This is a genomic window from Micromonospora sonneratiae, assembly GCF_042679305.1.
Classification (GTDB): Bacteria; Actinomycetota; Actinomycetes; order Mycobacteriales; family Micromonosporaceae; genus Micromonospora_H; species Micromonospora_H sonneratiae.
In genome coordinates this window covers 76,971-103,012 of record NZ_JBHTMP010000014.1, presented here as the reverse complement: position 1 = coordinate 103,012, position 26,042 = coordinate 76,971, and the positions used below count along the sequence as shown (strand labels likewise).

Below are 26,042 nucleotides of genomic sequence, written 5' to 3'. Positions count from 1 at the left end.
GCAGCGGACGCCATCCCACCTGAGGAGGAGAACCGGTACCCCGCATCCTCCGGGCCCTGTCGGTCAGGTGACAGGAGGAGAACGGGTACGTCGCATCCTCCGGGCCCTGTCGGTCAGGTGACAGGGACCAGCCGGTGCGGCAACGAAGGCTGGCGGGCGTGAGTCATGCCCCTGGCCGTCGGCCCGCCCGGCGACGGACCCCACGCCGGCGTGGGGCGATGGTCCGGCGGCTCAGCTGCCGGGGCGTACCAGGCCGGACTCGTAGGCCAGGACCACGGCCTGTACCCGGTCGCGCAGGCCGAGCTTGGTCAGCACGTGCCCGACGTGCGTCTTGATCGTGGTTTCGCTCACCGAGAGGGCACGGGCGATCTCCGCATTGGACAGCCCCCGGGCGACCTGCACCAGGACCTCCCGTTCCCGTTCGGTCAGCACGTTCAACGCCTTCGGCGGAGTGGCCGACGGGTCCGGCAGCGTGTCGGCGAACCGGTCCAGCAGCCGTTTCAGGATGCGCGGGGCGACCACCGCGTCCCCGGCGGCGACGGTACGGATCGCCGTCACCAGATCCTCGGCCGGCACGTCCTTGGCCAGGAAGCCGCTGGCCCCGGCCCGCAGCGCGCCGACGACGTACTCGTCGAGGTCGAACGTGGTCAGGATGAGCACCCGTACCGGCAGCCGGGCATCGACGATCGCCCGGGTGGCAGCCACCCCGTCCAGCCGGGGCATCCGGATGTCCATCAGGACCACGTCGGGGAGCAGCCGGCGGGCCAGGTCGACGGCGTCGACGCCATCCCCGGCCTCGCCCACGATGTCCAGGTCATCCTCCGCGCCGAGCACCATACGGAACCCGGTACGCAGTAGCGGCTGGTCGTCGACGAGGAGGATACGCACCGGTCGCGTCGGTGTTGCCCTGTCGGTCATGCCGTCCCCTCGTTACCTGCTGCGCCCAGTTGCTCCATCGGAAGTTTCGCGTACACCCGGAAGCCGCCGCCCGGCCGTGGTCCGGTGCGCAGGGTTCCACCGTAGAGGGCGACCCGTTCCCGCATACCGACTAGGCCGTGCCCGACCCGGCTCGGGGCCGGACCCGGACCCCGTCCGGTGTCGAATATCTCAACGATCAGCCAGTACACGCCGAAGCTGAGCCGGACCTCGGCGGTGGCCGCACCGGCGTGCTTGAGCGCGTTGGTCAGTGCCTCCTGCACGATCCGGAAGATGGTCAGCGCCACACCGGGGTCCAGTAGGCCGGGCGACCCGTCCACCCGTAGGGACACCGGCAGCCCGGCCTCGCGAACCTGCTCCACCAGGGCCGCTATGCCGGTCAACCCCGGTTGCGGGGTCAGGTCGGCAGCCGGTTCCGCGTCCGTACGCAGTACGTCGAGCAACCGCCGCATCTCGCGCAACGTCGTACGGCTGGTGTCCTCGATGGTGCCCAACGCCTCGTCGGCCGACACCGGATCACGCTTGAGTACCCGCCGGGCACCGGTGGCCAGCACACCCATCACGCTCACGTGGTGGGCCACCACGTCGTGCAGCTCGCGGGCGATGCGTCGGCGTTCGTCGGCGACCGCCTGCTCGGCCAGGGAGCGCTGGTTCTCCTCCGCGACCCGCGCCCGCTCCTGCAGCACGAGGTTGGCGGCCCGGCGGGCGTGCACCGTGCGACCGACGAAGAACGAGACGAGCGCCGTCAGCAGGTTGTTCACGACCAGGTAGCCGGGGCCGATGTCGAGGGCATTGTCGATGTTCGACGTCAGTACGTTGAGTACGGCGACGGGGGTCCACAGCACCACGGCGGCGAGGACCGCCGACCGCAATGGACGCTGTGCCGCCATCGTGTAGGTCAGCACGGTGAAGGTGAGCGCCTGGGCGAGGGGCACGATCTGGAAGACCGCCGGTGCGACCAGGGTCACCACGGCGGTGGCCACCGCGACCCAGGGCGCAGCCCGGCGTAACACCACCGGGGCTGCGCAGAACACCGTCCAGCCGAGGTGCCCGAGGAACGGGTCCGGCCACAGTTCCCGGGGCAACGGCAGGATCAGCACGATCGGCACCACCGCCAGCAGGGCCGCCAGCAGGGTGTCGGCCAGCAACTGCCGGTTCCGGCCCCAGCCAGCGAAGCGCTCTGTCATATAGGCGACGCTAGCCGTTGTTGCGACCGAAGGATCATCACCGATGGTGAGCCGGGCGTCCTCCTGTCGGAGGAGGTCTAGTCGTCCCCGCGGCGCGGGATCGGCCGGGCCGGGTGGCTGCTCCTGCGGTCCTCGCCGGACGACGGCAGCTCCGGGAACGGCGGGGGCGTGCCCCCGAAGGTGGGGCAGTGGGCCTGGTGGTTGCACCAGTCGCAGAGCCGACTTGGCTTGGGGCGGAAGTCCCGGGCTGCGGTGGCCTGCTCGATGGCCCGCCACAGGGCCACCACGGTGCGCTCGAACCGGGCCAGCTCGTCCGCGTCCGGGCTGTAGTCGCAGATCTCGGCGTCCTTCAGATAGAGCAGCCGGAGCACCCGGGGGACGACGCCCCGGGTCCGCCACAACACCAGGGCATAGAACTTGAGCTGGAACAGGGCACGTGCCTCGAACGCCTCACGGGGGGCGCCGCCGGTCTTGTAGTCGACCACCCGCAGGGCCCCGTCGGGAGAGACGTCCAGCCGGTCCAGATAGCCCCGGATGAGTAGCTGGTCGTCCACGACGGCGGAGATCAGGCTCTCCCGCTCCGCCGGCTCGAGCCGCTGGGGGTCCTCGACGGCGAAGTAGCCGTCGAGCAGCCCACGGGCGGACTCCAGGAACTCGGCGGCGGCTGCCGCATCGGTGAAGAGCTCGGTCAGCTCCGGTTGCTCGGTGGTCAGCCGGTCCCACTGCGGAGCGATCAGTTCGGTCGCCGCCGCCGCGGTGCGCTCGGCGGCGGGCAGGTCGAACAGGTGTTCCAACACCGCGTGCACCAGGGTGCCCCGGGCCTGCTCGGGTGTGGTGCGTTCCGGAAGCCGGTCGATGCTGCGGAACCGGTAGAGCAGCGGGCAGGTCTTGAAGTCCGCTGCCCGCGACGGCGAGAGTGAGGCGCCGACCGGTGCCTGAAGCACATCCTGAGTCTGCCCGTTCGCCTGCGTCGTCACCGTCTCCGCCGTCATGACCGAAAGGCTAAGCCACCGGTACGACGAGACCGCTGCACGGCCGGGCGCCGCAGTCGGCGGGCCGCGTCTGCGGACGTTCCGTAGCATCGACCCGGTGCAAGACAGTCAACGACCGCGCCGACGCCCGGGACTGACCCTCGGCCGGGTCTTCGGCGTACCGGTCCATGTGAACCTCTCCATGGTGCTGCTGGCAGTCCTGGTGACGGTGATGTACGGCGAGTTCGTCCGTCGCCAGCTCGGTCTGTCCCAGTTGACCGGGTACGCGATCGGATTCGGGTTCGTGGTCTGTCTGCTCGGCTCGGTGTTCCTGCACGAACTGGGCCACGCGTTGACCGCCCGGCGGTACGGCATCGGTGTCCGGGGCATCACCCTGGAACTGCTCGGCGGCTACACCGAGATGGACCGGGATGCGCCGAGCCCGCGGGTCGACCTGCTGGTGTCGCTGGCCGGACCGGCGGTTTCCGCCGTGCTCGGCGTCGCAGCCGTGCTCGCCACCCTGGCCCTGCCCGACCGGACACTGTTCAACCAGCTCGCCTTCCAGTTGGCGGTCAGCAATGTGATCGTGGCGGTGTTCAACATCCTGCCGGGTCTGCCGTTGGACGGCGGCCGGGCGTTGCGGGCTGCGGTCTGGGCGCTCACCCGGGACCGGCACCTGGGCACCGAGGTGGCCGGCTGGGTGGGGCGGGCGGTCGCGGTCGGCACCGTCGCGCTGGTCGCGCTGCTGACCTGGGTGGGGGTGCTCGCACCGCTGGGCCTGGCGTTGATGCTGCTGGTCGCCCTCACCCTGTGGCAGGGGGCGGGCCAGTCGATCCGGGTGGCCCGGATCAGCCGGCGCTTCCCGCTCATCGATCTTGCTCGGATGGCCCGGCCGGTGTTCCCGGTACCCACCGGTACCCCGCTGGCCGAAGCGCAGCGCCGCAGCCGGGAAGCCGGGCAACCGGCCGCCGCGCTGGGGGTCGCCGACTCGTCCGGCGCCCTGGTGGCCCTGGTCGACCTGGTTGCCACCAACGCCGTACCGGTCGACCGACGTCCCTGGGTCTCGGTGGACACGGTGGCGCGTGGCCTGGACGGGGTGCCCCGGCTTCCGGTCGGTCTCCGGGGGGAGGAGGTGATCCGGGAGGTGCAGACCCACCCGGGCGCGCAGTACCTGGTGATGTCAGGCGAAGATGTGATCGGCGTTCTGTACGTCGCCGATCTGGCACAGCTCCTGGAACCGAAACGAAAGATGAGAACGTGAAGCGAGGGAACCCCTTGGGCAGCACCATTGGCCGTGGCGTCGTCGAACGGATCGAGGGAGCGGCGTGACCGCCCAGCCCACAACGGTCCCGTCGGCGGCGCGCCGGGGACCGTTCCAGGTAGGTGACCGGGTGCAGTTGACCGACCCCAAGGGGCGGATGCACACCATCACCCTCGAGCCCGGGAAGTCGTTCCACACCCATCGGGGAGCGCTCGAGCACGACGCCCTCATCGGGCTGCCGGACGGCAGCGTGGTGACCTCTACCGGTGGTACGGCCTACCTGGCGCTGCGCCCCCTGCTCTCGGACTACGTGCTCTCCATGCCCCGCGGCGCTCAGGTGATCTACCCCAAGGACTCCGCTCAGATCGTGGCGATGGGCGACATCTTCCCCGGGGCGAAGGTGCTCGAGGCCGGCGTCGGTTCCGGGGCGCTGACCTGCTCGTTGCTGCGGGCCGTCGGTCCCACCGGCGAGGTGCACTCCTTCGAACTGCGGGAGGACTTCGCCGAGATCGCCCGTCGTAACGTGGAGTCCTTCTTCGGCGGACCGCAGCCGACGTGGCAACTACAGGTGGGCGACGTGGCGACCTGCCAGGAGTCCGGTTTCGACCGGATCATCCTTGACCTGCTGGCTCCGTGGGAGGTGCTCGACCTGGTGGAGCGGGCGCTGGTGCCCGGCGGTGTCTTCATCGGCTACGTGGCCACCACCCCGCAACTGTCGGAACTGGTCGAGGCGCTGCGCGAACGCGGCGGATTCACCGAGCCCCGGGCCTGGGAGTCGTTGGTACGGGACTGGCACGCCGACGGCCTGGCGGTCCGTCCGGACCACCGGATGATCGCGCACACCGCGTTCCTGGTCTCCACCCGGAAGCTGGCACCCGGGGTGACCGCCCCACCACGGCGGCGCAAGCCGAGCAAGGGCGCGGAAGCGTACGCGCTGCGCAAACAGGGCCTGCGGGAGGCTGCCACCCGGCAGCAGGACGCCGTGGGCGATGTCGACGAGGCGGTAGGGGAGAAGGTTGGCCGGTGACCACCAGCCACGTGAGGCGGACATGAGTGACTCCGCGTTCGGTGGGGCCGAGCCCTCCGCCGTGTTTCCGGACTGGTCGCCGTACCACGATCTGGAGGCTGCCGCCCGGGCCTACCTACGCGACCCCGACGTGGCCCTGGAGGCGCTCGACGGGGTGTTGCGGGGCGCGTCGGTACTGGGGTTCACCCTCGAACGGTTCGTCAACGAGGTGAACGGGGTCTGGCAGGAGGCGGTCGTCTGCGACGGCCACCGCCTGCTCCTCTGGCACGGTGAGGACGTGCCGGAGGACGACGGTCCGGCCGGGTCGATGACCTCTTCGCTACGGGTGGTTCCGGTCTCGACGGTGACCGAGGTCGGCTGCCGTCAACGGATGTGTCGTACCCCGAGCGGGCGCGTCCGGGTGGACAGCATCGACGTGTACATGCTGCTCAGCTCGATGGACGAGGGTGCGGTCCCGGGGGAGGACGGGTCGATGCAGGCCCGGCACGACGCGTTGCGGTTCGGCAAGACGCTGGACGACGGCGGGCCGGGACAGATCGCCCGGCTCCGGGAGTTCGCCCAGGTGGTCGCGTCGGCGATCGGTCAGCCGGTCCGGTGACCGTCGGCGTCAGGACACGTCGGGGCCGACGACCTCGACGTCGTCCTGGGCGCGTACGACGTGGATGCACTCACCGGGGCATTCCTTCGCCGAGTCGATCACGTCGAGGCGCAGGTGGGCGGGCACATCCACCCGGCTGCCGGGGGACATCAGGAGCTCGCCCGAGCCGTCCTTGACATAGGCTAGCCCGTCGACGTCGAGTTCGAAGACCTCCGGCGCATATTGCACGCAAAGACCGTCCCCGGTGCACAGGTCCTGATCCACCCATACCCGCAGTTCGTCGGTCTCGGTCTGCGTCGTCACGACACGCCCCCATGTTCTCGGCTACCAACACACCGACGGTACCCGAAAGCTGGTACGACCCCTCGGACGGCGTCCCCACGTCGATCAAGCTTCGGTGACGAGGGTGTTGCATGGGACCGAATCGGCGTCATACCGGTTAGTGTTATGGCAGAACGTTCAAGCCCCCGGGGAGGTGGGACGTGGCACGCAGCGACGACGCGGACTCGCGCGCCGCACGGTGGGAGAAGGAGGCCCACGATCTCTCCACCCAGGTCGCGTTCCTTCAGGAGGAACTCGCTCTGGTGCGGCGCAAGCTGACCGAAAGCCCCCGACACGTCCGTCAGCTCGAGGAGCGGCTTGCGGCGACGCAGGCGCAGCTCGCTCGGCTGACCGAGAACAACGAGCGGCTCGTGAGCACTCTCAAGGAGGCCCGAGCCCAGATCGTCACGCTCAAGGAGGAGATCGACCGGCTGGCGCAACCGCCCAGCGGGTACGGCGTCTTCCTGGCCCAGCATGAGGACGGCACGGTGGATGTCTTCACCGGTGGCCGGAAGTTGCGGGTCGCCGTCTCGCCCTCGCTCGAGGTGGCTGAGCTACGTCGAGGTCAGGAAGTCCTGCTCAACGACGCGCTCAACATCGTGGACGCGTTCGGCTACGAGCGGGTCGGCGAGGTCATGATGCTCAAGGAGGTGCTGGAGAACCCCACCGGGGGTCCGGGTGACCGGGCACTGGTGATCTCCCACGCCGACGAGGAGCGGATCGTCCACCTTGCCGAGACGTTGATCGGCACGCCACTGCGCGCCGGTGACTCGCTCATGATCGAACCGCGCTCGGCCTACGCGTACGAGCGCATCCCCAAGAGCGAGGTCGAGGAACTGGTGCTGGAGGAGGTTCCCGACGTCGACTACACCGACATCGGTGGCCTGCACACCCAGATCGAGCAGATCCGGGATGCGGTGGAGTTGCCCTTCCTGCATGCCGACCTGTTCCGTGAGCATCAACTGCGACCGCCCAAGGGCATCCTGCTCTACGGCCCGCCCGGCTGTGGAAAGACCCTGATCGCCAAGGCGGTCGCCAACTCGTTGGCGAAGAAGATCGCCGAGCGGCGGGGGGAGGAGAAGCACACCAGCTTCTTCCTCAACATCAAGGGCCCGGAACTGCTCAACAAGTACGTGGGCGAGACCGAGCGGCACATCCGGTTGGTCTTCCAGCGGGCTCGGGAGAAGGCGGGCGAGGGTACTCCGGTCATCGTCTTCTTCGACGAGATGGACTCGGTCTTCCGTACCCGTGGCTCCGGGGTCTCCTCGGACGTGGAGAACACCATCGTCCCGCAGTTGCTCAGCGAGATAGATGGCGTCGAGGGGCTGGAGAATGTCATCGTCATCGGCGCATCCAACCGGGAAGACATGATCGACCCGGCGATCCTGCGTCCGGGGCGACTGGACGTAAAGATCAAGATTGAGCGTCCGGACGCCGAAGCGGCCAAGGACATCTTCTCCAAGTACATCCTCACCGGTCTGCCGTTGCATCCGGACGACCTGGCGGAGCACGGTGGCGATGCCCAGGCCACCGTCGCTGCCATGATCGAAGCCGTGGTGCTGCGGATGTACTCCGAGACCGAGGAGAACCGGTTCCTGGAGGTCACCTATGCCAACGGTGACAAGGAGGTCCTCTACTTCAAGGACTTCAACTCGGGTGCCATGATCCAGAACATCGTCGACCGGGGCAAGAAGTCCGCTATCAAGGAGTTCCTGTCCTCCGGCCGTAAGGGGCTGCGTCTCCAGCATCTGCTCGACGCATGCGTCGACGAGTTCCGGGAGAACGAGGACCTGCCCAACACCACGAATCCCGACGACTGGGCTCGGATCTCCGGCAAGAAGGGCGAGCGGATCGTCTACATCCGTACGCTCGTCTCGGGAGGCAAGGGCACCGAGGCAGGCCGCTCCATCGAGACTGCCAGCAACACCGGTCAATACCTGTAGCTGTCCGACGAGGGTCCGTGACGGAATTCCGTCACGGACCCTCGTCGTTCGGGCATCCCGATGGTGTGCTGCCGGCGGCGGGGCGTGCATCCACCGGTGTCCAGGCGCTGGGTCACGAAGCAGTTTTGTCCGCCACCCCGTCCCCGCCCGTGGTCCGGTGGGCAGTCGCCGGCACCGCGGTATCAGCCGGCACGGCCGATCATGCGGACGCGCCACCGGTCCCGGAGGCCGATCGCGGACTACGCTGAAGGCCACGGCCGGCGAAGTGGGGCGAGAGCATGAGCGAGCGTATCGGGCCAACCCGGTCACGCATCTGTAGCGAGCAGAGCGGGGCAGTGGCATGAGCGTACGACGGATCATGGGCACCGAGGTGGAGTACGGCATCTCGGTGCCCAGCCAGACCGGAGCCAATCCGATGGTGACCTCCTCACAGGTGGTCAACGCCTACGGAGCACGCCCCGAACTGACCCGGGGTGGCCGCGCACGGTGGGACTACGAGGAGGAGTCACCACTGCGGGACGCCCGGGGGTTCACCTACTCGGGCGCGGCCTACGATCCGGCGGAGGCCCTCGCTGACGAGGACCTGGGGCTGGCCAACGTCATCCTGACCAACGGTGCACGGCTCTACGTCGACCACGCGCACCCCGAATACTCCACACCCGAGGTGACCAACCCGCTGGACCTGGTGCGCTGGGACAAGGCTGGAGAACGGGTGATGGCGGAGGCGTCGCGGCGGGCAGCGACCATTCCCGGCACCCACCCGATCCACCTCTACAAGAACAACACCGACAACAAGGGCGCCAGCTACGGCGCACACGAGAACTACCTGATGCGTCGGCAGACCCCGTTCGCCGACATCGTCTCGTACCTGACGCCGTTCTTCGTGACCCGGCAGGTCGTCTGCGGCGCCGGCCGGGTCGGCATCGGTCAGGACGGGTCGCAACCGGGCTTCCAGATCTCCCAGCGGGCCGACTTCTTCGAAGTCGAGGTGGGGCTCGAGACGACGCTCAAGCGACCCATCATCAACACCAGGGACGAGCCGCATGCGGACGCCGACAAGTACCGGCGGCTGCACGTCATCATCGGTGACGCCAATCTGTCGGAGATCTCCACCTACCTCAAGGTCGGCACCACCGCACTGGTCCTGACCATGATCGAGGAGAAGGCGCTCACCCCGGACCTCGGCATCGCCGATCCGGTCGCCGAACTGCGGGCGGTCAGCCACGATCCCTCGTTGACGCATTTGATCCGGCTGCGGGACGGGCGTCGTCTGACCGCCCTCGACCTACAGTGGGCCTACCTCGAGCGGGCCCGCTCGTTCGTCGAGGACCGGTACGGCAGCGATGCTGACGAGATGACCCTCGATGTGCTCGACCGCTGGGAGAACGTGCTGGACCGGCTGGGCCGCGATGCCATGCTGTGCGCCGGTGAGCTGGACTGGGTGGCCAAGCTGCGGCTGCTGGAGGGCTACCGGGAGCGGGAGGGTCTCGGGTGGGCGTCGCACAAGTTGCAACTGGTCGACCTGCAGTACTCGGACGTGCGCCCGGAGAAGGGGCTCTACCACCGGTTGGTGGCCCGGGGCTCGATGGCCACCCTGCTGCCCGAGGAGGAGACCCGTACGGCGATGGTCGAGCCCCCGGAGGACACCAGGGCCTACTTCCGTGGCCGCTGTCTGGCCCAGTACGCCTCCGAGGTCGTGGCCGCCAGTTGGGACTCGGTCATCTTCGACGTCGGTCGGGAATCCCTGGTACGTGTGCCGATGATGGAGCCGGAACGGGGCACCCGCAAGCACGTCGGGGCGCTCTTCGACCGGTGTGCGAGCGCAAAGGACCTGCTGGAGACACTTACCGGGGGGTGAGGGCGGCACCGGGAGGCGGCCGGGTGCACCTGGGCCGACCGGTGTGGGATCCTGGGTCGCTTCCCGTAGCCTGACCCCCTTCGGGGATCCTCTGGTCATCTCCCGGGCCACGCGTCGCCAGGCGTGCGGCGATGTCCGTACCGCTGGTCAGGGCGTAGACCGCTCGGCCCGACGGTTCGGCTTCCGCGGACTCGTTCCGGGTTGCGCGGTGGCCGAACTCTACAGTGACCGGTTGCCGGCCACCGGCCCGTCCAGGGTGTCCACACTCGGTCTACGTCTACTCGTTCCCGTCCAGCACCGGCTGGCCGGGTTCGGAGTGCATGCGGATCGGCCCGTCAGCCGAGCGGGCCGGCGGGCCAACTCGGCACAGCTTCCGCTTCGGGCGAACTTGGGCTGCCGGCACCCGGATGTGGAGTGCCGACCGCCCAATTCGTCGGCCGTACGGGGTAAGTTTTCTGCAAGCGATCGTGGAGGAGGCACCCTGATGGCTACCCGTGACACCGGCGGTCAGTCCCAGTCCGGCAAGGCGCGCCGGGACGAGGAGGTCGAGGACGTTACCACCGAGGCCAACCCCGAGGTCGCCGAGCGGCACGCCGAGATCACCGAGGATGTGGACGACCTCCTCGACGAGATCGACTCGGTACTCGAGGAGAACGCCGAGGAGTTCGTCCGGGGGTACGTGCAAAAGGGCGGGCAGTGATCATCCGCAGCTAGTATCGGCGTACTCTTCCGGTGGTCCGGCAGCACCATCGACCGTGACCCGGCGGGGGAGTGGACACGAGGACCACGATCATCGTCCGGCCTGAAGCCGGGGGATAATCTGCTTCAACCGCAACGGTGGCCTTGCCGGCTCTGCGCGACCAACGTGTGGAGCCTTCGGTCGAGGCGATCACGTACCTGAGAGGAACCACGTGGCAGCGGGTTTTGATCCATCCGGCCGTCTACCAGATGTGTTCACCAACGCGGGGACGTCCTCCTTCACGCAGTTCCTGAGCGTGGCAGCCCCCGATCTGTTGCCCGGTCGTCGGCCGCTGCCGCCAGGCATGGCCGCCGATCTCGCCCCGCACGCCACCACCATCGTGGCGATCAGCAGCCTGGGCGGTGTGGTGATGGCCGGCGACCGCCGGGCCACCATGGGAAACCTGATCGCCAGTCGGGACATCGAGAAGGTGCACCCCGCTGACGCGTACTCGCTGGTCGGGATCGCCGGTACGGCCGGTATCGGCATCGAGATGATGCGGCTGTTCCAGGTCGAGCTCGAACACTACGAGAAGATCGAGGGAGCGATGCTCTCCCTCGACGGCAAGGCCAACCGCCTGGCGGCGATGATCCGTGGCAACCTCGGAGCCGCGATGCAGGGACTGGCCGTGATCCCGCTCTTCGCCGGCTTCGACCTGTCCGTCACCGACCCGGCCCGGGCCGGTCGGATCTTCAGCTTCGACGTCACCGGCGGCCCCTTCGAGGAGCGCGGCTACGACGCGATCGGGTCCGGCTCGTTGTTCGCCAAGGCGGCGCTGAAGAAGCGGTTCCGCCCCGGGCTGAGCACCGACGAGGCAGTACGGATCGCAGTCGAGGCGTTGTACGACGCCGCCGATGACGACACCGCCACCGGTGGGCCGGATCTGGCCCGTCGCATCTTCCCGGTGGTGATGACGGCGACGGCCGAGGGAACGCGCCGACTCACCGACGCTGAGGCCGGATCGATCGCCGAAGCCGTGGTCGCAGCCCGGATGGAGAACCCGGGCGGCTGATCCCGTCCCCACCGTACCCGTACGCCGTACCCACAGCTCAAAGGAGAACCGCCGCCGTGGCCATGCAGTTCTACGCCTCGCCCGAGCAGATCATGCGCGACCGTTCCGAGCTGGCCCGCAAGGGCATCGCCCGAGGACGCAGCACGGTGGTACTCAGCTACGAGGGTGGGGTGCTCTTCGTCGCGGAGAACCTCTCCAGCGCCCTGCACAAGGTCAGTGAGATCTATGACCGGATCGGTTTCGCAGCCGTTGGCCGGTACAACGAGTTCGAGAACCTGCGCCGGGCCGGCGTGCGGATGGCCGACCTGAACGGGTTCAGCTACGACCGGCGTGACGTGACCGGTCGGGCGCTCGCCAACGGGTACGCGCAGACGCTGGGCGCGATCTTCACCGAGCAGTCGAAGCCGTTCGAGGTGGAGATCTGCGTCGCGGAGGTCGGCGCCGAGCCGGACGACGACGAGCTCTACCGGCTCACCTACGACGGATCGGTCAACGACGAACCGGGTTGCATGGCGATGGGCGGACAGGCGGAGGCGATCTCCGGTGTGTTGCGCACCAACCACCGGTCCGACATGTCGCTGAGCGAGGCGGTGCAACTGGCCGTACGGGCCCTGGGTACCGTCGGTGGTGAAGCCGGTGCCGCCCGTACGATCGCAGCCAACCAGCTGGAGGTTGCGCTTCTGGACCGACGCAAGGTTGGTCGTACCTTCCGGCGGATAACCGGGTCCGCGCTCACCGCGTTGCTCGACGGTGGCGCGGCTGCGAAGAACGCCGAGGCGGAGGTGGCAGCCGAGAGCCGCCCCGAAGAGCCGAAGGCCCCGGCGAGTGGCCCCGACAAGCCCACCACCTCGGCCGCCTCCGCGGACCTGGAGGGTCAGGAGAAGCAAACCGAGCAGCCCGAATCCTGAGCGCCGACGTCAACAGCGGAAGGGCCCGCCCCAGTCGTGGGGCGGGCCCTTCCGCGTTGCACTGGTTGCGCCGATGGCGGATCAGCTCCGCTTCAGCAACGGCCGGGACAGCTTCCAGTAGGCACCGGCCAGCAGGTTGAACAGTCCCATGCCGGGCGGAGCAGCCTCGTTGAGGGCGACCCTGGCGGTCATCAGCTTGGCGACGACCCCGTCGGGTACCCGCCGCTCCGACTGCAACTGTCGCCGCCGGGCGCGTAGCCACCCCCGGTTCGACCACAGCCAGCCCCAGCCGCGTACCTTCTGCCGACCCCAACCGCCGGCCACCGAGGCGGCGAGCATCGCCACCTCCGTGGTCAGCAGCATCGGCGCAAGGACCGCCAGCGTACGGCCCTCGTAGGCAGTGAGCAGCGTGATCAGCCGGTTACGCTCGACCAGGTACAGCTTCAAGGTGTTACGGGAGAACTCGTAGTAGTGGCGGACCACGGCGTCGGGGACGTACTCGATCCGGAAGCCCTGCTGCCACAACCGGAGGCTCAGCTCCGTGTCCTCGTGGTAGGCGAAGTACTCGGCTGCGAAGCCGTCCAGCCGTCGCCACACCTCGGCTCGCATGGCGAAGCAGCATCCGCTCACCGACGGTACGGTCGTCCGCTGCATGTGCTGGCTGGCCGGTTCACCGTTGCCGCCGGCCCAGGACAGCCCGGTGAAGTGCAGTGGGTTGCCGGAGGTGTTGATCGTGTCGGGCCGGTCGGCCAAGCGGATCGAGGCCATCGCCGCGCCGACACCGTCCTCGGCGGCGACCGCGACGATCTTGGCCAGGGCGTCCGGCTCGACGATCGCGTCGGAGTTGACGAAGACCAGGAAGTCGCCGGTCGCCTCGGCCGCGCCGACCCGGCAGCCGCCCGAGTAGCCGGTGTTCTCCTCCGGCCGCAGGACGCGTACCCCGGCGAGGCCCTTGACCACCTCCACGCCGTCACCGGTACAGCCGTTGTCGACGACGACGAGGTCTACCTCTACGTCGTTGCTGGCCAGGACGGCGCGGGCGGCGTCAGCGAGCCATGGCTCGGCACCGTAGGCGAGCATCACCGCGGTTACGAGTGGTGGGGTCAACGGTAGTCTCCGGGGGCGAGGGAAGACGCCACGGTTTCGAGGGGCGGCACTGGACTGATCGTTTGCGTCGAACGGCGGAGCAGTACGGCCATGCTGGCGGCCACCACGATCGAGCCCACCGTGTAGGCGACCTCGACCCGTAGGGCGGTCGACATCGGGACCAGGGTGACGGCGGCCAGGGCGATCGTGCCGACCACCCAGGCCAGCGCCTGTGCCCGGTGTCCGTTCCGGGCCAGGATCGCCTGACCGAGAACCATCGCCCACAGGTAGGCCAGCGTGCCGATGGAGAGCCAGGCGAAGTCGACCCGGGTCAGTACCTCGGGAGCGTCGAACAGGATTCGTACCAGCCAGGGGCCGAGCAGGGTGGCGACCACGGAACCGACCGCACCCAGCGCGGTGACGATCCCCAGGGCGCGGCGTAGCAGGGACTGGAAGGCCGCCTGATTCCCAGCGGTGGCGGCGGCTGCCAGACCGGGTAGCAGGGATGCCTGCAACGAGGCGAAGACGAAGAGCGGGATACGGACCAGTACCAGCGCGGACAGCAGCGCACCGGCGGTAGCGACGTCGTCAGGGTTGAGGAGCTTGGCGTTGATCACGCCGATGTTCACCACGACCTGAGCGAGCAGGCTGGACACGATGAGCAGGCCGAGCCCGCGCAGCAGGGAGCGCCACGGGGCCGGTGGGCCACCACCGATAGCGCGTAGCACCGGCGGTGCGGTGCACACGACCGAGACCAGCGGAGCCACCACCAGCACCAGCCCGTACCAGAACGGGGAGCGGATCCCGGCCAGCCCCAGGGCCGCGACCAGACCGATCCGCAGCCCTCCGTCGATGCCCAGTTGGGTGCCGTACCAGGGAAACAGTTGCAGTCCGGAGAGGAGGCCCCGGGTGGTGTGCGCGACGGCCAGCGCCGCCAGCGCCCCGGCCAGTACCCAGACCAGTGAGGCGTCCCCGGCGAACAGGCGTTCGGTGAGCAGGTCACCCAGGCCGAGAAGGATCAATCCGAACAACCCCAGCATGGCGGCGGCGATCGCCGCTCCGCGGGTCAGCACCTGCCCCGGGGGCAGGCCACCGGTACGGCGGGCGGCGACCAGTCGGGCCACCTCCTGCTCGATCGGCATGAACAGGCCCAGGCCGATGGTGAACACGATCGACCAGAGGACGGACAGCGACGAATAGTCACTGGCCTCCAGCAGGTGGCCGGCCACCCCGAGGTGCACGTAGGAGGCGGCACCGAGCAGGGCGAGGCCGCCCCCTACCGCAATGGTGCCGGGTGGAAGCAGGTTGAGCAGACGTTTCATCACCGTCGGACGAGCGCCAGGGTAAGTACGGCGAAGGCGCGCCCCAGGTAGATCATCGCCTTCAGCGGGGACTGGCTGGGGGTGCCCGCCATGCGCTTACGCATGGCGACCGGGACCTGGCGGACCTTGTAACCACGGCGGGCCGTGTGTACGAGCGTCTCGACCGTGTCGCCGAGGTACTCCACCGGGTACCAGGCGGCGAACATCTCGATGACCCGCCGGTTGGCCGCCCGGAATCCGGAGGTGGTGTCGGTCAGCCGGGTCTTCGCGATCGAGGACAACACCCCGGAAAGCATGATCATCGCCCACCGGCGGGGTCCGCCGACCCGGTAGTCGCCCTCTCCGGCGAACCGGGCACCGATCACCAGGTCGGCCTCGTCGAGCGCGTCGACGAGCTTCGGGACGTAACGGGGGTCGTGCTGGCCGTCGGCGTCGACCTGGATCGCCACGTCGTAGTCGTTGTCCCGGGCGTAGCGGTAGCCCAGCCGCATGGCGCCGCCGACCCCGAGGTTGAACGGCAGTTTGGCGACGGCGGCACCGGCGGCAGCGGCCACCTTTGCGGTCTGGTCGGTCGATCCGTCGTCGACGACGAGCACGTCGACCGACGGAAGTTCGCCGCGGACCTCACGTACCACGTCACCGATGGACCCTGATTCGTTCAGGGCCGGAATGACGATCAGGACGCGCTTGTTGTTAATCATTGCCCGCCATCACTTCGTTCTTTTCGCGCTGGAGTTCTTCCGTCTTGGCCCGCAACAGGGCCAGATCTTCCGCGATGGTCCGGGTCTCCTCCTCCAGCCGGCTGACCTCCCAGCTCAGGTGTACACAGACCAGCAGCAGGAAGACGATTCCGAGGAAGAGGACGAGGCTGACGCCGGATTTCGCCCCGATGAACTCGGCGGGCCGGTCCAACAGGCGGGGGAAGACAGCCAGCGGAATGACGAGCAGGCCAACGCCCAGCCAGAGCATCGCGTACTTCTCGCGGAGTTGGCGGCGGCGCAGCAACTCCACGATGGTGGCCACCAGGACAAGGCCGGTGAGCGCGGTGATAAGGGTGAGTTTCATGCGACCTTCCACGGTGCGGGCGGACCGGACAAGGGGAGTGCCTCGGCCAGCATCACGCGCCAATGCGGTAGCGGAGCCATTCCCGCCGCCGACCATCGACCGTGACCCAGCACACTGTACGCTGGCCGGCTCGCGGGCCGTTGATAGCGGTCGCTGGTAGTCGGACGGATTCGGTCCGGATCGAGGCCGCTCACTGCGAATACCTCGCGGGCCAGGCCGTACCAGGTTGTCTGGCCGGATGCGGTGCCGTGATACGTGCCGGCCGGAGCGGTGCCGGCCAGGGCCGCCTCGCCGAGTTCCACCAGCCGTCCGGCCAGCGCGTACGACCAGGTGGGCTGGCCGAGTTGGTCGTCCACCACGTCGAGCTGTTCACGTTCGGCGGCCAGTCGCAGCATGGTGGCGACGAAGTTGGGCCCGTGGGCACCGTAGAGCCAGGCGGTCCGCACCACGTATCCAGTGTCCGGCAGGAGCTTGGCCACGGCCACTTCACCGGCCAGTTTACTGCGCCCGTACGCGTTGACCGGTGCGGTCGGCGCGTCCTCCGGGTACGGCCGGGTGGCATTGCCCGGGAAGACGTAGTCGGTGGAGACGTGGAGGAGCCGGGCACCGGTCTCCGCGCAGGCCTGGGCCAGGTTGGCCACCCCGTCACCGTTGATCGCGGTGGCTTCGGCCTCCCGGGACTCCGCCCCGTCGACGTCGGTCCAGGCCGCGGCGTTGATCACTACGGCGTGACCGGCGACGGCGGCCCGGACCGCTGTGGGATCGGTCAGGTCCAGCTCCGCCCGGGTGGTGGCGGTGACCGGACGCCCGACCCGACCGGTCAGCACGGCCACCAGATCCTGGCCGAGCATGCCCGCGGCCCCGGTGACCAGCCACGGCTGCGGCTTGCTCATGCGGTCGGGTTGACGCTGGCGCCGGCCTTGAGCGGCTGCCACCACGCCCGGTTCTCCCGGTACCAGCGCACGGTCTCGGCGAGGCCGCGGTCCAGGTCGATGCTCGGGGCGTACCCGAGTTCCTGGCTGATCTTGCTGATGTCGAGCGAGTAGCGGCGGTCGTGCCCCTTGCGGTCGGCGACCGGCACGACCCGGTCCCAGCCTGCGCCGCAGGCGTCGAGCAACTGCTGGGTCAGCTCGCGGTTGGTCAACTCGGTGCCGCCGCCGATGTGGTAGACCTCGCCCGGCCGGCCCTTGTCCTGGACCAGCGCGATACCGACGCAGTGGTCGTGTACGTGCAGCCAGTCCCGCACATTCCCACCGTCGCCGTAGAGCGGCACCGTGCCGCCGTCGAGCAGGTTGGTGACGAACAGCGGGATGACCTTCTCCGGGAACTGGTACGGCCCGTAGTTGTTGGAGCAGCGGGTGATCACCACATCCATGCCGTGGGTACGGTGGTACGCCAGCGCCAGCAGGTCCGAGCCGGCCTTCGAGGCGGAGTACGGCGAGTTGGGCGACAGCGGCCACTCCTCGGTCCACGAGCCCTCGTCGATCGAGCCGTAGACCTCGTCGGTGGAGACGTGCACGAACCGACCGGTGCCGTGCCGCAGGGCGGCGTCGAGCAGTGTCTGGGTGCCCAGCACGTTGGTGGTGACGAACGGCGCAGCTCCGTGGATCGAGCGGTCGACGTGCGACTCGGCGGCGAAGTGCACGATGACGTCGTGTCCGGCGACCACCTCGTCGACCACCTCGGCGTCACAGATGTCGCCCTGGACGAAGCGCAGCCGGGGGTCGTCGGCGACCGGGTCGAGGTTGGCCCGATTGCCCGAGTAGGTGAGCTTGTCGAGGACGGTGACGGCGCTGGGCGCGAGTTCGGGGCCGGTGCCGCTCAGCAGCATCCGAACGTACTCAGACCCGATAAATCCGGCTCCGCCGGTAACGAGGATCCTCACGGGATCGGGAGTCTACGCGACCATCGGGTCGACAGGCCGGCACCGTCGGTAGCCCGACGTGCCGTGTGCTGGGAGCATGGTCTATGGGTAGGCTCCCCCGGTGCGCGGAATCCTTCTTGCCGGCGGCACCGGCTCCCGGCTGTGGCCGATCACCAGGGCAGTTTCGAAGCAGCTGATGCCGATCTTCGACAAGCCGATGATCTACTACCCGTTGTCCACCCTGATCATGGCCGGCATCCGGGAGATCCTGGTGATCACCACGCCGGAGGATCAGCCGCAGTTCCGGCGTCTGCTGGGCGATGGCAGCCAGTTCGGTCTCCGACTCGACTACGCCGTGCAGGCCCGCCCGGAGGGCATCGCGCAGGCGTTCGTTCTCGGTGCCGACTTCGTCGGTGACGAGTCGGTCGCGTTGATCCTGGGGGACAACATCTTCCACGGGGTCGGCCTCGGCCGGCAGCTCGCCGACCACAGCGGGCTGGTCGGTGGCCGGGTCTTCGCCTATCCGGTGGCCAACCCCGAGGCGTACGGCGTGGTCGACTTCGACGAGGCCGGACGGGTGCTGTCGATCGAGGAGAAACCCGCCAAGCCGAAGAGCCGGTACGCGGTGCCGGGCCTCTACTTCTATGACAACCGGGTGCTGGAGATCGCCGCTGGGCTCAAGCCGAGCGATCGGGGCGAGCTGGAGATCACCGCGGTGAACGAGGCGTACCGGGAGGTGGGACAGCTGACCGTGACCGTGCTCGACCGGGGTACCGCCTGGCTCGACACCGGCACCTTCGCCTCGATGATGCAGGCCGCGGAATTCGTCCGGGTGATCGAGGAGCGCCAGGGGATGAAGATCGGTTGTGTCGAGGAGGAGGCGTGGCGGGCCGGTCTGATCACCGATGCACAGCTTGCGGCGTTGGCCGAGCCGTTGACCAAGAGTGGCTACGGCAACTATCTCCTTGATCGGCTGGCCGAGAAGGGTACCGCCTGACCGTGGCCTGACCCGCCCACGAACTGCGTGCTCCGTACGGCCGGGGTGTCCTGTTGGTCGCGTTCCGCGACTGGGTGGCGGTTTCGTCACCGGCGGTCAGATTGCCCGGACAGGAAAGTGACCAAGAGGGGCCTCGGAGGGCTAATGTCTCATCATGGAGCGGCGAATCTTCGGCCTCGAGACCGAGTACGGCGTCACCTGTACCTATCGCGGACAACGACGGCTCTCCCCGGACGAGGTGGCCCGCTACCTCTTCCGCCGGGTGGTGTCCTGGGGGCGGTCCAGCAACGTCTTCCTGCGTAACGGCGCCCGGCTCTACCTGGACGTCGGGTCCCACCCGGAGTATGCGACGCCCGAGTGCGACTCGGTCGCCGATCTGGTCGCCCACGACCGGGCCGGCGAACGGATCCTGGAGGGGCTGCTGGTCGATGCGGAGAAGCGGCTGCACGACGAGGGCATCGCCGGAGAGATCTACCTGTTCAAGAACAACACGGACTCGGCCGGTAACTCCTACGGCTGCCACGAGAACTACCTGGTCTCCAGGCACGGCGAGTTCGGCCGACTGGCCGATGTGCTGATTCCGTTCCTGGTGACCCGCCAGCTCATCTGCGGCGCGGGCAAGGTGTTGCAGACCCCGCGGGGGGCGGTCTACTGCCTGTCGCAGCGGGCGGAGCACATCTGGGAGGGCGTCTCGTCGGCGACCACCCGGAGTAGGCCGATCATCAACACCCGGGACGAGCCGCATGCCGACGCCGAGCGCTACCGCCGGTTGCACGTCATCGTCGGCGACTCCAACATGAACGAGGTGACCACCCTGCTCAAGGTGGGCAGCGCCGACATCGTGCTGCGCATGATCGAGGCGGGCGTGGTGATGCGTGACCTGTCGCTGGAGAATCCGATCCGGGCCATCCGCGAGGTCTCGCACGACATAACCGGCCGCCGTAAGGTGCGACTGGCCTCGAACAAGGAGGTCAGCGCGTTGGAGATCCAGCAGGAGTACCTGGCGAAGGCCACCGAGTTCGTCGAGCGCCGGGGTGGTGACCAGACCGCCAAGCGGGTCGTCGAGCTCTGGGGGCGGGTACTGCGGGCGGTGGAGACCGGTGATCTCGAGCCGGTGTCGCGTGAGATCGACTGGGTGACCAAACTGCGGCTGATCGAGAGGTACCAGAAGAAGCACGACCTGCCGTTGTCGCATCCCCGGGTCGCGCAGATGGATCTCGCCTATCACGACCTGCGTCGGGGGCGGGGCCTCTACGGTCTGCTGGAGCGGCGGGGGCAGGTCGACCGGGTCGCCACCGACCTGGAGATCTTCGAGGCGAAGGAGACGCCGCCGCAGACCACCCGGGCCCGGCTGCGTGGCGAGTTCATCCGGCACGCCCAGGAGAAGCGGCGCGACTTCACCGTGGACTGGGTGCACCTGAAGCTGAACGACCAGGCGCAACGCACCGTGCTCTGCAAGGACCCGTTCCGGGCGTACGACGAGCGGGTGGAGCGCCTGATCGCCAGCATGTAACCGCAGGTCATGACCGGCATTCCGGAAACGGGGATCGCCGGCTGGGACGACATCGGCGGGTGGTGGCCGTCCACCTCGACGGCGGTCACCCCGCCGACCCGTCGGCACCGGTGTTCGATCTTCGCCCGGACCGGGCTGCCGGCTGCCCACCGGGTACGCTGGTGCGCGCTATGGCCTCTCCAGAACCTTCCGACCGCAGCGGGCGTGGTGCCGACGAGCCGCGTCCGAACTGGGTCCAGCGTCGTCGTCAGAAGGTCGCCGACGAGATCGCCCGTAACCGCCGGGGCGAGTACACCGTGCCGACCTGGGTGCTGGCGGCGGCTCTGGTGCTGATCGTCGGCGGATGGCTCGCCCTGATCTTCCTGGCCTGATCCCGCCCTGGTCTCCTGACTGTGCCAGCCGTCCCGGTTCGTTCCACCCAGTGGCGGTCGAGCCGATCAGGTCCAACGTTTCAGCTGGTAAGCGCGGCGGCGTGGCGGCCAGCTGCAGCCGCCGCCAGAAAGTAGGCGTAGTCGGCGTCCAGCCCGCGTCCCATGGTGGCCAGCGGGACCGGTGCCGCCCGCAGCGCGGCGTCGAGTCCGGAGGTGTCGATCCGGACGATGCGGTGCCGCTGTGCGAGGGGGGCGAGCGCCGCCTCCACGAGGGTGGCCAGTTCCGGTTCCAGCCCGACGGGTAGCACCAGTTCGGCCGGGGCGAGCGCGACCCGGCCGTACGCGGTGACGTTGTGGTGGGACAGCCCACGGTGGCGCTCCCGCAGGTCGGCACCGGAGATACGCAGCGAGCCCACCGCTCGTCCGCCCAGGGTGGCGGTGGCGTTGACCGTCTCACCCACGGAGACGCCGGAGAATCCCCACCGGGTGCCGGTGCCCAGGTTGCCCGGCCCCTGGGCGACGATCGTGATGTCCGCGCCGAGGACGTGTCGCGCCGCCAGCAGGCCGCTGTGGATGTTGGTTGCCTCCAGGTCACCGCCGAAGGCCTGCCCGACGGTGACCGTACCGACGAGTTCGTCGCGTAGCCCGTCGACGGTGCGGGAGAACCAGGCCGGCAGGGCGCCGCCGTCGGTCATCAGGTAGGCGATCCGGGCCGCCGGTGCGTCTGCCCGGATGCCGGCGACGATCGCCGGGAGGGCGGAGTGCAGGTCGGCGGTGACCACCGGCATCCCCGTCACGTCGTCGGCGTCGGCGAGTACGGACCGGTGGGGCGAGGCCTCCTCGTCGACGCCGAGCATGATCGGTTGTAGCGGGGTGTAGCGCGCCTTCACCAGGTGCCCGGTGTCGCGGGTGGTGCCCGTACCGGGCGGATCGGCGGGTAGCCGGTCGGGCAGTGCCACGACCAGGGCGTAGCCGCCGGTGCCCAGCCCCATCACCAGCGCACCGACGTTGAGCAGGACCCGGTCCCCGGGTTCTGGCGAGCCGACCAGCTCGGGATAGGCCAGCGCCCGCAGTTGGGTGGCGTCGGGCAGCGCCACGTCCAGTTCCACCGCGCCGCGCCAGCTGCGCCGTACTGCTGTTACCGTGCCCGACCGCCATCGCACCATGCGTTGCTCCTATGCCAAGCCGCTGCCGCTAGCACGCTAGTCCGGTTGGTGGCGACGGCGCTCGTCGGGGCCGCCGGCTGCATTCCGACTGATTTCGGCCTGTACGGGTGCACGGTCGTCGTTGCCACACTGCTAGCGTCATAGCCGTGTCGCGGACTCGTACCGAACGCCTGGTCAACCTGGTGATCTGCCTGCTGTCCACGCGGCGGTTCCTGACCGCCGCGCAGATCGCCGCGACCGTACCCGGTTACGAGCACGACCCGGACGACACGCGCGACCATGAAGCCTTCCAGCGCAAGTTCGAGCGGGACAAGGCTGAGCTGCGCGAACTGGGGGTGCCGCTGGAGACCGGTACGGCCAGCGTCTTCGACACCGAGCCGGGATACCGGATCGCACACCGCGAATATGCCCTTCCTGACATTCCCCTCGAACCGGATGAGGCGGCAGCCGTCGGGATCGCCGCCCGGCTCTGGCGGCACGCCGGGCTGGCCGCCGCAGCCTCCTCCGGACTGGCCAAGCTGCGGGCCGCCGGCATAGACGTCGACCCGCAGGCCACCCTCGGCATGGAGCCGGTGGTCACCGTCGACCCGGCGTTCGCGCCGCTCACCGCAGCGGCCAGGGAACGGCGTACGGTCACCTTCGAATACCGGGTGCCGGACGACGACGTGTCCACCAGTCGGCGGTTGCAGCCCTGGGGGGTCGTCTGCTGGCGCGGTCGGTGGTACGTCGTCGGTCATGACCTGGACCGGGCCGCCACCCGCTGCTTCCGGCTGTCCCGAATCGTCGGCGCGGTCCGGGCCGTCGGCAAGCCGGGCGCCTATCAGGCCCCCGTCGGTGTCGACCTGATCAGCCACGTGGCCCGTTGGTCCGGTCCGGTCGAGCGCACCCGTCGGGCCACGGTCCTGGTCCTGCCCGGCCGGGGCGCGGGCCTGCGTCGGTTGGCGCGGGAGTCCCACCCCGGTCCTGACGGGGACCGGTTGGTCCTGCCGTACGCCGACGCCGAGTCGCTGGCGGGCACCCTGGTCCGCTACGGTCCCGACGTGCGAGTGCTCGATCCACCCGAGGTCCGGGAAGCGGTCATCCAGCGGCTCAAGGAGATTGCGGTCCGCCACGACGAAGTGATCGCCGCCTCCGCCTGCCCGGCCGGCGAGGGGACGCTGTGAGCACTCCAGTGCAGCGCGGCGGCGGTTCCCGTGCCTCCGCCGACCGGTTGGCGCGCTTGCTCAACCTGGTGCCCTACCTGCTGGCCCGGCCCGGCATCGAGATCGCCGAGGCGGCTGCCGACCTCGGCGTCAGTGACCGTCAGTTGCGTGAGGACCTGGAGTTGCTCTGGGTCTGCGGCCTGCCCGGCTACGGTCCGGGCGACCTGATCGACATGGCGTTCGACGGTGATCGGGTCACCATCACCTACGACGCGGGCATCGATCGGCCACTGCGGCTGACTCCGGACGAGGCGCTGGCACTGGTGGTGGCGTTGCGGATGCTGGCCGAGACCCCCGGGATGGCCAACCGGGACGCGATCGACCGGGCACTGGCGAAGATCGAGCACGCGGCCGGGGATCTCGCCGACGCTCCGGTGGCCGTCGAGATGTCGGGCGGCAGCGACCAGGTCGAGGCCCTGCGCGGGGCGGTGCAGCGCCAGCGGGCGCTACGGATCACCTACTACACGGCCGCTCGGGACGAGACGACCGAACGGGTCATCGACCCGGTACGGATGCTGATGGTCGATGGCAAGGCGTATGTCGAGGCGTGGTGCCGCCAGGCCGAGGCGATGCGGCTGTTCCGGGTCGACCGCATCGACGCACTGCTCGAACTCGAGGAACCGGCGGTGACCCCGCCGCAGGCCCGGCTGCACGACCTCAGTGCCGGGCTCTTCCAACCCGCACCGGACCTGACACTGGTGACGTTACGGGTGGGCCGGGCCGGCCGGTGGATCACCGAGTACTACTCGTGTGAGCGGGTCGAACGGACCGAGGGCGAGGAGTGGCTGGTGTCGCTGCGGGTCAGCGACCTGGACTGGGCCCGCCGGTTCGTACTCGGCCTCGGGCCGGACGCCACGGTGGTGTCGCCGGCGGAACTCGCCGTGCAGGTACGCGACCAGGCGGCGGCTGCGCTCGACGCGTACGCCGTGCCCACGTAGTGGCCGACCGGGCGCAGCGCGCCGACAGGCACTAGGCTGACCGCCGTGGTGAAGTGGATCGTGCTCGCGGTGGTGGTGCTCGCGCTGGTCGTACTGGCCCTGGCGGTCCGGTCGCTGCAGGCCCGGCTGGTGCCCCTACGTCGAGCCGCGCTGACCCTGCTGGCCCATCAGGACCGGGCCGGGTCGTTGCAGGCCAGCGCACTCGCGGTGCAGGAGCGCGTGGCGGACCTACAGCAGCGGGCCGAGATCACCCAGCAGCGGATCGCCGTGATCAGAGCGAAGCGGGGCAGTTGACCGTCCGATGCTGCCGACGGGAACGGCAGCCGCGACGATGTTCTGTCCGCCCGCGAATCCGCTGGTGACATGGGTTGACGGCAACTCTTCGTTGGTCAAGACTTCACCGGCGGGGCGAAATGTCATCAGCCCGGCGGGTAGCACGGGCCGTCGACACACGTACGATGGGCTGGTTACTCCTCACGTTTGACAAAAGACCAACAGGAGCTTCCCATGGGTGCCCTCAAGCCGTGGCACATCATCGTGCTCGTGGTTGTGCTGATCCTGCTGTTCGGCGCGAAGCGGCTTCCGGACGCGGCCCGCTCGCTGGGTCGATCGCTGCGGATCATCAAGGCCGAGACGAAGAGCCTCGCTGATGATGACAAGGATCTGGCCGAGAAGGCCGACGCCCAGCACGGCCGCCAGCCGCTGTCGCCCGAGGTGGTCCACCCGACCAGCGTGCACCAGCCCGGCTACCAGCCGCCCGCGCCGCCGGTGAACGACCCGCAGCGCGTCCGCGACAACCACTGACCGGGCCGTGCGCTTCGCCCTCCGTAAGCGGGGACCGAGCAACTTCGAACGGGCCGCCGACGGCTCGATGACCCTCGTCGAGCACATCCGCGAGCTACGTAACCGCCTGTTCCGGGCCTCGCTGGCGATCGTGGTCGGTTTCGTCGTCGGTATGTGGCTGGCCGACCCGGTCTTCGACCTGCTCCAGCAGCCCTACTGCGACCTGCCGAACTTCCGGGCTGCGGACGGCACCTGTCAGATGGTGCAGCTCGGTCCGGCGGACGGCTTCCTGCTCAAGCTGAAGATCGCGCTGTGGGTCGGCCTGATCGTCGCCGCGCCGGTCTGGCTCTACCAACTCTGGGCGTTCGTCGCCCCCGGCCTGCACCGGCACGAGCGCCGGTACGCCTACGCGTTCGCCGGGATCGCCGCACCGCTGTTCGCAGCGGGCGCGGTCCTGGCCTACTTCGTGGTGCAGAAGGGGCTCGAGTTCCTTCTCACCTCGGGCGTCACCGGGCTCGACACCAGCCTGGAGGTCACCCGCTACATCTCGTTCGTCACCAACCTGATCCTGATCTTCGGGGTGGCGTTCGAGTTCCCGCTGCTGGTGCTGATGCTCAACTTCACCGGGGTCGCCAGCGCCAAGCGGCTCCTCGGCTGGTGGCGGGTCGCGGTCTTCATCTTCTTCGCGTTCTCCGCCGTCGTCACGCCGACCCCCGACCCGTTCGGGATGACGGCACTGGCCATCTGTCTCTCGGCGCTCTACTTCGCGGCGGTCGGTGTGGCCTTCATCAACGACAAGCGTCGTGGTCGTGGCAAGGAGATCTACGCCGGCCTGGACGACGACGAGGTCTCCCCGCTGGAGGACGACCGGGAGCCGGTCACCGCGGGCGAACGGATCGAAGCGGTGGCTCCGGTCGCCGAACCGGCTCCGATCGACCGACGCTACGACGACATGACCTGATCGGGCAGTCAGG

27 protein-coding genes are annotated in these 26,042 nt (G+C 69.0%); 16 read left to right on the top strand and 11 right to left on the bottom strand.

The window, feature by feature from the left end:
- Positions 1 to 231: 231 nt before the first annotated feature.
- From ACFQ4H_RS11985 to ACFQ4H_RS11975, 3 genes are all read right to left on the bottom strand, one after another.
- The gene (locus tag ACFQ4H_RS11985; RefSeq protein ID WP_377570099.1) at positions 232 to 918 is read right to left on the bottom strand and encodes a response regulator; all 687 of its coding nucleotides are present in this window, start codon (positions 916 to 918) and stop codon (positions 232 to 234) included.
- Entirely contained in the window at positions 915 to 2,123 is a 1,209-nt protein-coding gene (locus ACFQ4H_RS11980) for a sensor histidine kinase (RefSeq protein WP_377570098.1), read from the bottom strand. The genes ACFQ4H_RS11985 and ACFQ4H_RS11980 overlap by 4 nt, the downstream gene beginning before the upstream one ends.
- Positions 2,124 to 2,200: 77 nt before the next feature.
- On the bottom strand, positions 2,201 to 3,115 hold the full coding sequence (locus ACFQ4H_RS11975; RefSeq protein WP_377570096.1) for a RecB family exonuclease: 915 nt from the start codon (positions 3,113 to 3,115) through the stop codon (positions 2,201 to 2,203).
- 181 nt (positions 3,116 to 3,296) lie between these two features.
- Here ACFQ4H_RS11975 and ACFQ4H_RS11970 point away from each other — a divergent pair, with 181 nt between their 5' ends.
- The 3 genes from ACFQ4H_RS11970 to ACFQ4H_RS11960 all read left to right on the top strand — a co-directional run bounded on the left by ACFQ4H_RS11970 (position 3,297) and on the right by ACFQ4H_RS11960 (position 5,980).
- Complete coding sequence (locus ACFQ4H_RS11970; RefSeq protein ID WP_377570169.1) at positions 3,297 to 4,355, top strand: site-2 protease family protein; 1,059 nt, start codon at positions 3,297 to 3,299, stop codon at positions 4,353 to 4,355.
- Positions 4,356 to 4,419: 64 nt separating this feature from the next.
- Complete coding sequence (locus ACFQ4H_RS11965; protein WP_377570094.1) at positions 4,420 to 5,382, top strand: tRNA (adenine-N1)-methyltransferase; 963 nt, start codon at positions 4,420 to 4,422, stop codon at positions 5,380 to 5,382.
- Between the two features lie 22 nt (positions 5,383 to 5,404).
- A complete protein-coding gene (locus ACFQ4H_RS11960) occupies positions 5,405 to 5,980 on the top strand; it encodes a hypothetical protein (RefSeq protein WP_377570092.1) in 576 nt (191 codons plus the stop codon).
- 9 nt (positions 5,981 to 5,989) lie between these two features.
- Here the strand turns inward: ACFQ4H_RS11960 and ACFQ4H_RS11955 are convergent, their stop codons facing one another.
- Positions 5,990 to 6,283: a ferredoxin gene (locus tag ACFQ4H_RS11955; protein ID WP_377570090.1), complete on the bottom strand. Its 294-nt coding sequence runs from the start codon at positions 6,281 to 6,283 to the stop codon at positions 5,990 to 5,992.
- 179 nt (positions 6,284 to 6,462) lie between these two features.
- On the opposite strand from ACFQ4H_RS11955, the gene arc reads away from it, so the two are divergent.
- The 5 genes from arc (at position 6,463) to prcA (ending at position 12,761) form a co-directional block, all read left to right on the top strand.
- The gene (gene arc, locus ACFQ4H_RS11950; RefSeq protein WP_377570088.1) at positions 6,463 to 8,244 is read left to right on the top strand and encodes a proteasome ATPase; all 1,782 of its coding nucleotides are present in this window, start codon (positions 6,463 to 6,465) and stop codon (positions 8,242 to 8,244) included.
- A gap of 340 nt (positions 8,245 to 8,584) precedes the next feature.
- Positions 8,585 to 10,102, top strand: a complete 1,518-nt coding sequence (dop, locus tag ACFQ4H_RS11945; protein WP_377570087.1) for a depupylase/deamidase Dop — start codon at positions 8,585 to 8,587, stop codon at positions 10,100 to 10,102.
- Between the two features lie 484 nt (positions 10,103 to 10,586).
- Positions 10,587 to 10,802 (top strand): ubiquitin-like protein Pup, encoded by a 216-nt coding sequence (locus tag ACFQ4H_RS11940; protein ID WP_377570085.1) that lies wholly within the window; start codon positions 10,587 to 10,589, stop codon positions 10,800 to 10,802.
- A 211-nt stretch (positions 10,803 to 11,013) separates the two neighbouring features.
- Positions 11,014 to 11,853, top strand: coding sequence for a proteasome subunit beta (gene prcB / locus ACFQ4H_RS11935; protein WP_377570083.1), 840 nt, complete (start codon positions 11,014 to 11,016; stop codon positions 11,851 to 11,853).
- Positions 11,854 to 11,909: 56 nt separating this feature from the next.
- Positions 11,910 to 12,761, top strand: coding sequence for a proteasome subunit alpha (gene prcA, locus ACFQ4H_RS11930; protein ID WP_377570081.1), 852 nt, complete (start codon positions 11,910 to 11,912; stop codon positions 12,759 to 12,761).
- Positions 12,762 to 12,842: 81 nt separating this feature from the next.
- Here prcA and ACFQ4H_RS11925 read toward each other — a convergent pair whose 3' ends face one another.
- The 6 genes from ACFQ4H_RS11925 to rfbB are packed head-to-tail and all read right to left on the bottom strand — an operon-like array spanning position 12,843 to position 18,119.
- Complete coding sequence (locus tag ACFQ4H_RS11925; RefSeq protein WP_377570079.1) at positions 12,843 to 13,868, bottom strand: glycosyltransferase family 2 protein; 1,026 nt, start codon at positions 13,866 to 13,868, stop codon at positions 12,843 to 12,845.
- Positions 13,865 to 15,169: a polysaccharide biosynthesis protein gene (locus ACFQ4H_RS11920; RefSeq protein ID WP_377570167.1), complete on the bottom strand. Its 1,305-nt coding sequence runs from the start codon at positions 15,167 to 15,169 to the stop codon at positions 13,865 to 13,867. Before ACFQ4H_RS11920 ends, ACFQ4H_RS11925 begins: the two co-directional genes overlap by 4 nt.
- Positions 15,169 to 15,870 (bottom strand): glycosyltransferase family 2 protein, encoded by a 702-nt coding sequence (locus ACFQ4H_RS11915; protein ID WP_377570077.1) that lies wholly within the window; start codon positions 15,868 to 15,870, stop codon positions 15,169 to 15,171. The genes ACFQ4H_RS11920 and ACFQ4H_RS11915 overlap by 1 nt, the downstream gene beginning before the upstream one ends.
- The gene (locus ACFQ4H_RS11910) at positions 15,863 to 16,234 is read right to left on the bottom strand and encodes a DUF2304 domain-containing protein (RefSeq protein ID WP_377570075.1); all 372 of its coding nucleotides are present in this window, start codon (positions 16,232 to 16,234) and stop codon (positions 15,863 to 15,865) included. Before ACFQ4H_RS11910 ends, ACFQ4H_RS11915 begins: the two co-directional genes overlap by 8 nt.
- The gene (gene rfbD, locus ACFQ4H_RS11905; protein WP_377570073.1) at positions 16,231 to 17,127 is read right to left on the bottom strand and encodes a dTDP-4-dehydrorhamnose reductase; all 897 of its coding nucleotides are present in this window, start codon (positions 17,125 to 17,127) and stop codon (positions 16,231 to 16,233) included. The genes ACFQ4H_RS11910 and rfbD overlap by 4 nt, the downstream gene beginning before the upstream one ends.
- The gene (gene rfbB, locus ACFQ4H_RS11900) at positions 17,124 to 18,119 is read right to left on the bottom strand and encodes a dTDP-glucose 4,6-dehydratase (RefSeq protein ID WP_377570071.1); all 996 of its coding nucleotides are present in this window, start codon (positions 18,117 to 18,119) and stop codon (positions 17,124 to 17,126) included. Before rfbB ends, rfbD begins: the two co-directional genes overlap by 4 nt.
- Before the next feature lie 100 nt (positions 18,120 to 18,219).
- Here rfbB and rfbA point away from each other — a divergent pair, with 100 nt between their 5' ends.
- From rfbA to ACFQ4H_RS11885, 3 genes are all read left to right on the top strand, one after another.
- Positions 18,220 to 19,095, top strand: a complete 876-nt coding sequence (rfbA, locus tag ACFQ4H_RS11895) for a glucose-1-phosphate thymidylyltransferase RfbA (RefSeq protein ID WP_377570069.1) — start codon at positions 18,220 to 18,222, stop codon at positions 19,093 to 19,095.
- 154 nt (positions 19,096 to 19,249) lie between these two features.
- A complete protein-coding gene (pafA, locus tag ACFQ4H_RS11890; protein ID WP_377570068.1) occupies positions 19,250 to 20,608 on the top strand; it encodes a Pup--protein ligase in 1,359 nt (452 codons plus the stop codon).
- Positions 20,609 to 20,778: 170 nt separating this feature from the next.
- Positions 20,779 to 20,979, top strand: a complete 201-nt coding sequence (locus ACFQ4H_RS11885) for a hypothetical protein (RefSeq protein ID WP_377570067.1) — start codon at positions 20,779 to 20,781, stop codon at positions 20,977 to 20,979.
- A gap of 80 nt (positions 20,980 to 21,059) precedes the next feature.
- On the opposite strand, the gene ACFQ4H_RS11880 is transcribed toward ACFQ4H_RS11885, so the two are convergent.
- A complete protein-coding gene (locus ACFQ4H_RS11880; protein ID WP_377570065.1) occupies positions 21,060 to 22,145 on the bottom strand; it encodes a DUF3866 family protein in 1,086 nt (361 codons plus the stop codon).
- Positions 22,146 to 22,291: 146 nt separating this feature from the next.
- Here ACFQ4H_RS11880 and ACFQ4H_RS11875 point away from each other — a divergent pair, with 146 nt between their 5' ends.
- The 5 genes from ACFQ4H_RS11875 (at position 22,292) to tatC (ending at position 26,029) form a co-directional block, all read left to right on the top strand.
- On the top strand, positions 22,292 to 23,308 hold the full coding sequence (locus ACFQ4H_RS11875; RefSeq protein ID WP_377570063.1) for a helix-turn-helix transcriptional regulator: 1,017 nt from the start codon (positions 22,292 to 22,294) through the stop codon (positions 23,306 to 23,308).
- Entirely contained in the window at positions 23,305 to 24,285 is a 981-nt protein-coding gene (locus tag ACFQ4H_RS11870) for a helix-turn-helix transcriptional regulator (protein WP_377570061.1), read from the top strand. Before ACFQ4H_RS11875 ends, ACFQ4H_RS11870 begins: the two co-directional genes overlap by 4 nt.
- A gap of 45 nt (positions 24,286 to 24,330) precedes the next feature.
- Positions 24,331 to 24,579, top strand: a complete 249-nt coding sequence (locus ACFQ4H_RS11865) for a hypothetical protein (RefSeq protein WP_377570059.1) — start codon at positions 24,331 to 24,333, stop codon at positions 24,577 to 24,579.
- Positions 24,580 to 24,792: 213 nt separating this feature from the next.
- On the top strand, positions 24,793 to 25,089 hold the full coding sequence (tatA, locus tag ACFQ4H_RS11860) for a Sec-independent protein translocase subunit TatA (RefSeq protein ID WP_377570058.1): 297 nt from the start codon (positions 24,793 to 24,795) through the stop codon (positions 25,087 to 25,089).
- A gap of 7 nt (positions 25,090 to 25,096) precedes the next feature.
- Positions 25,097 to 26,029, top strand: a complete 933-nt coding sequence (tatC, locus tag ACFQ4H_RS11855; RefSeq protein ID WP_377570057.1) for a twin-arginine translocase subunit TatC — start codon at positions 25,097 to 25,099, stop codon at positions 26,027 to 26,029.
- Positions 26,030 to 26,042 lie beyond the last annotated feature (13 nt).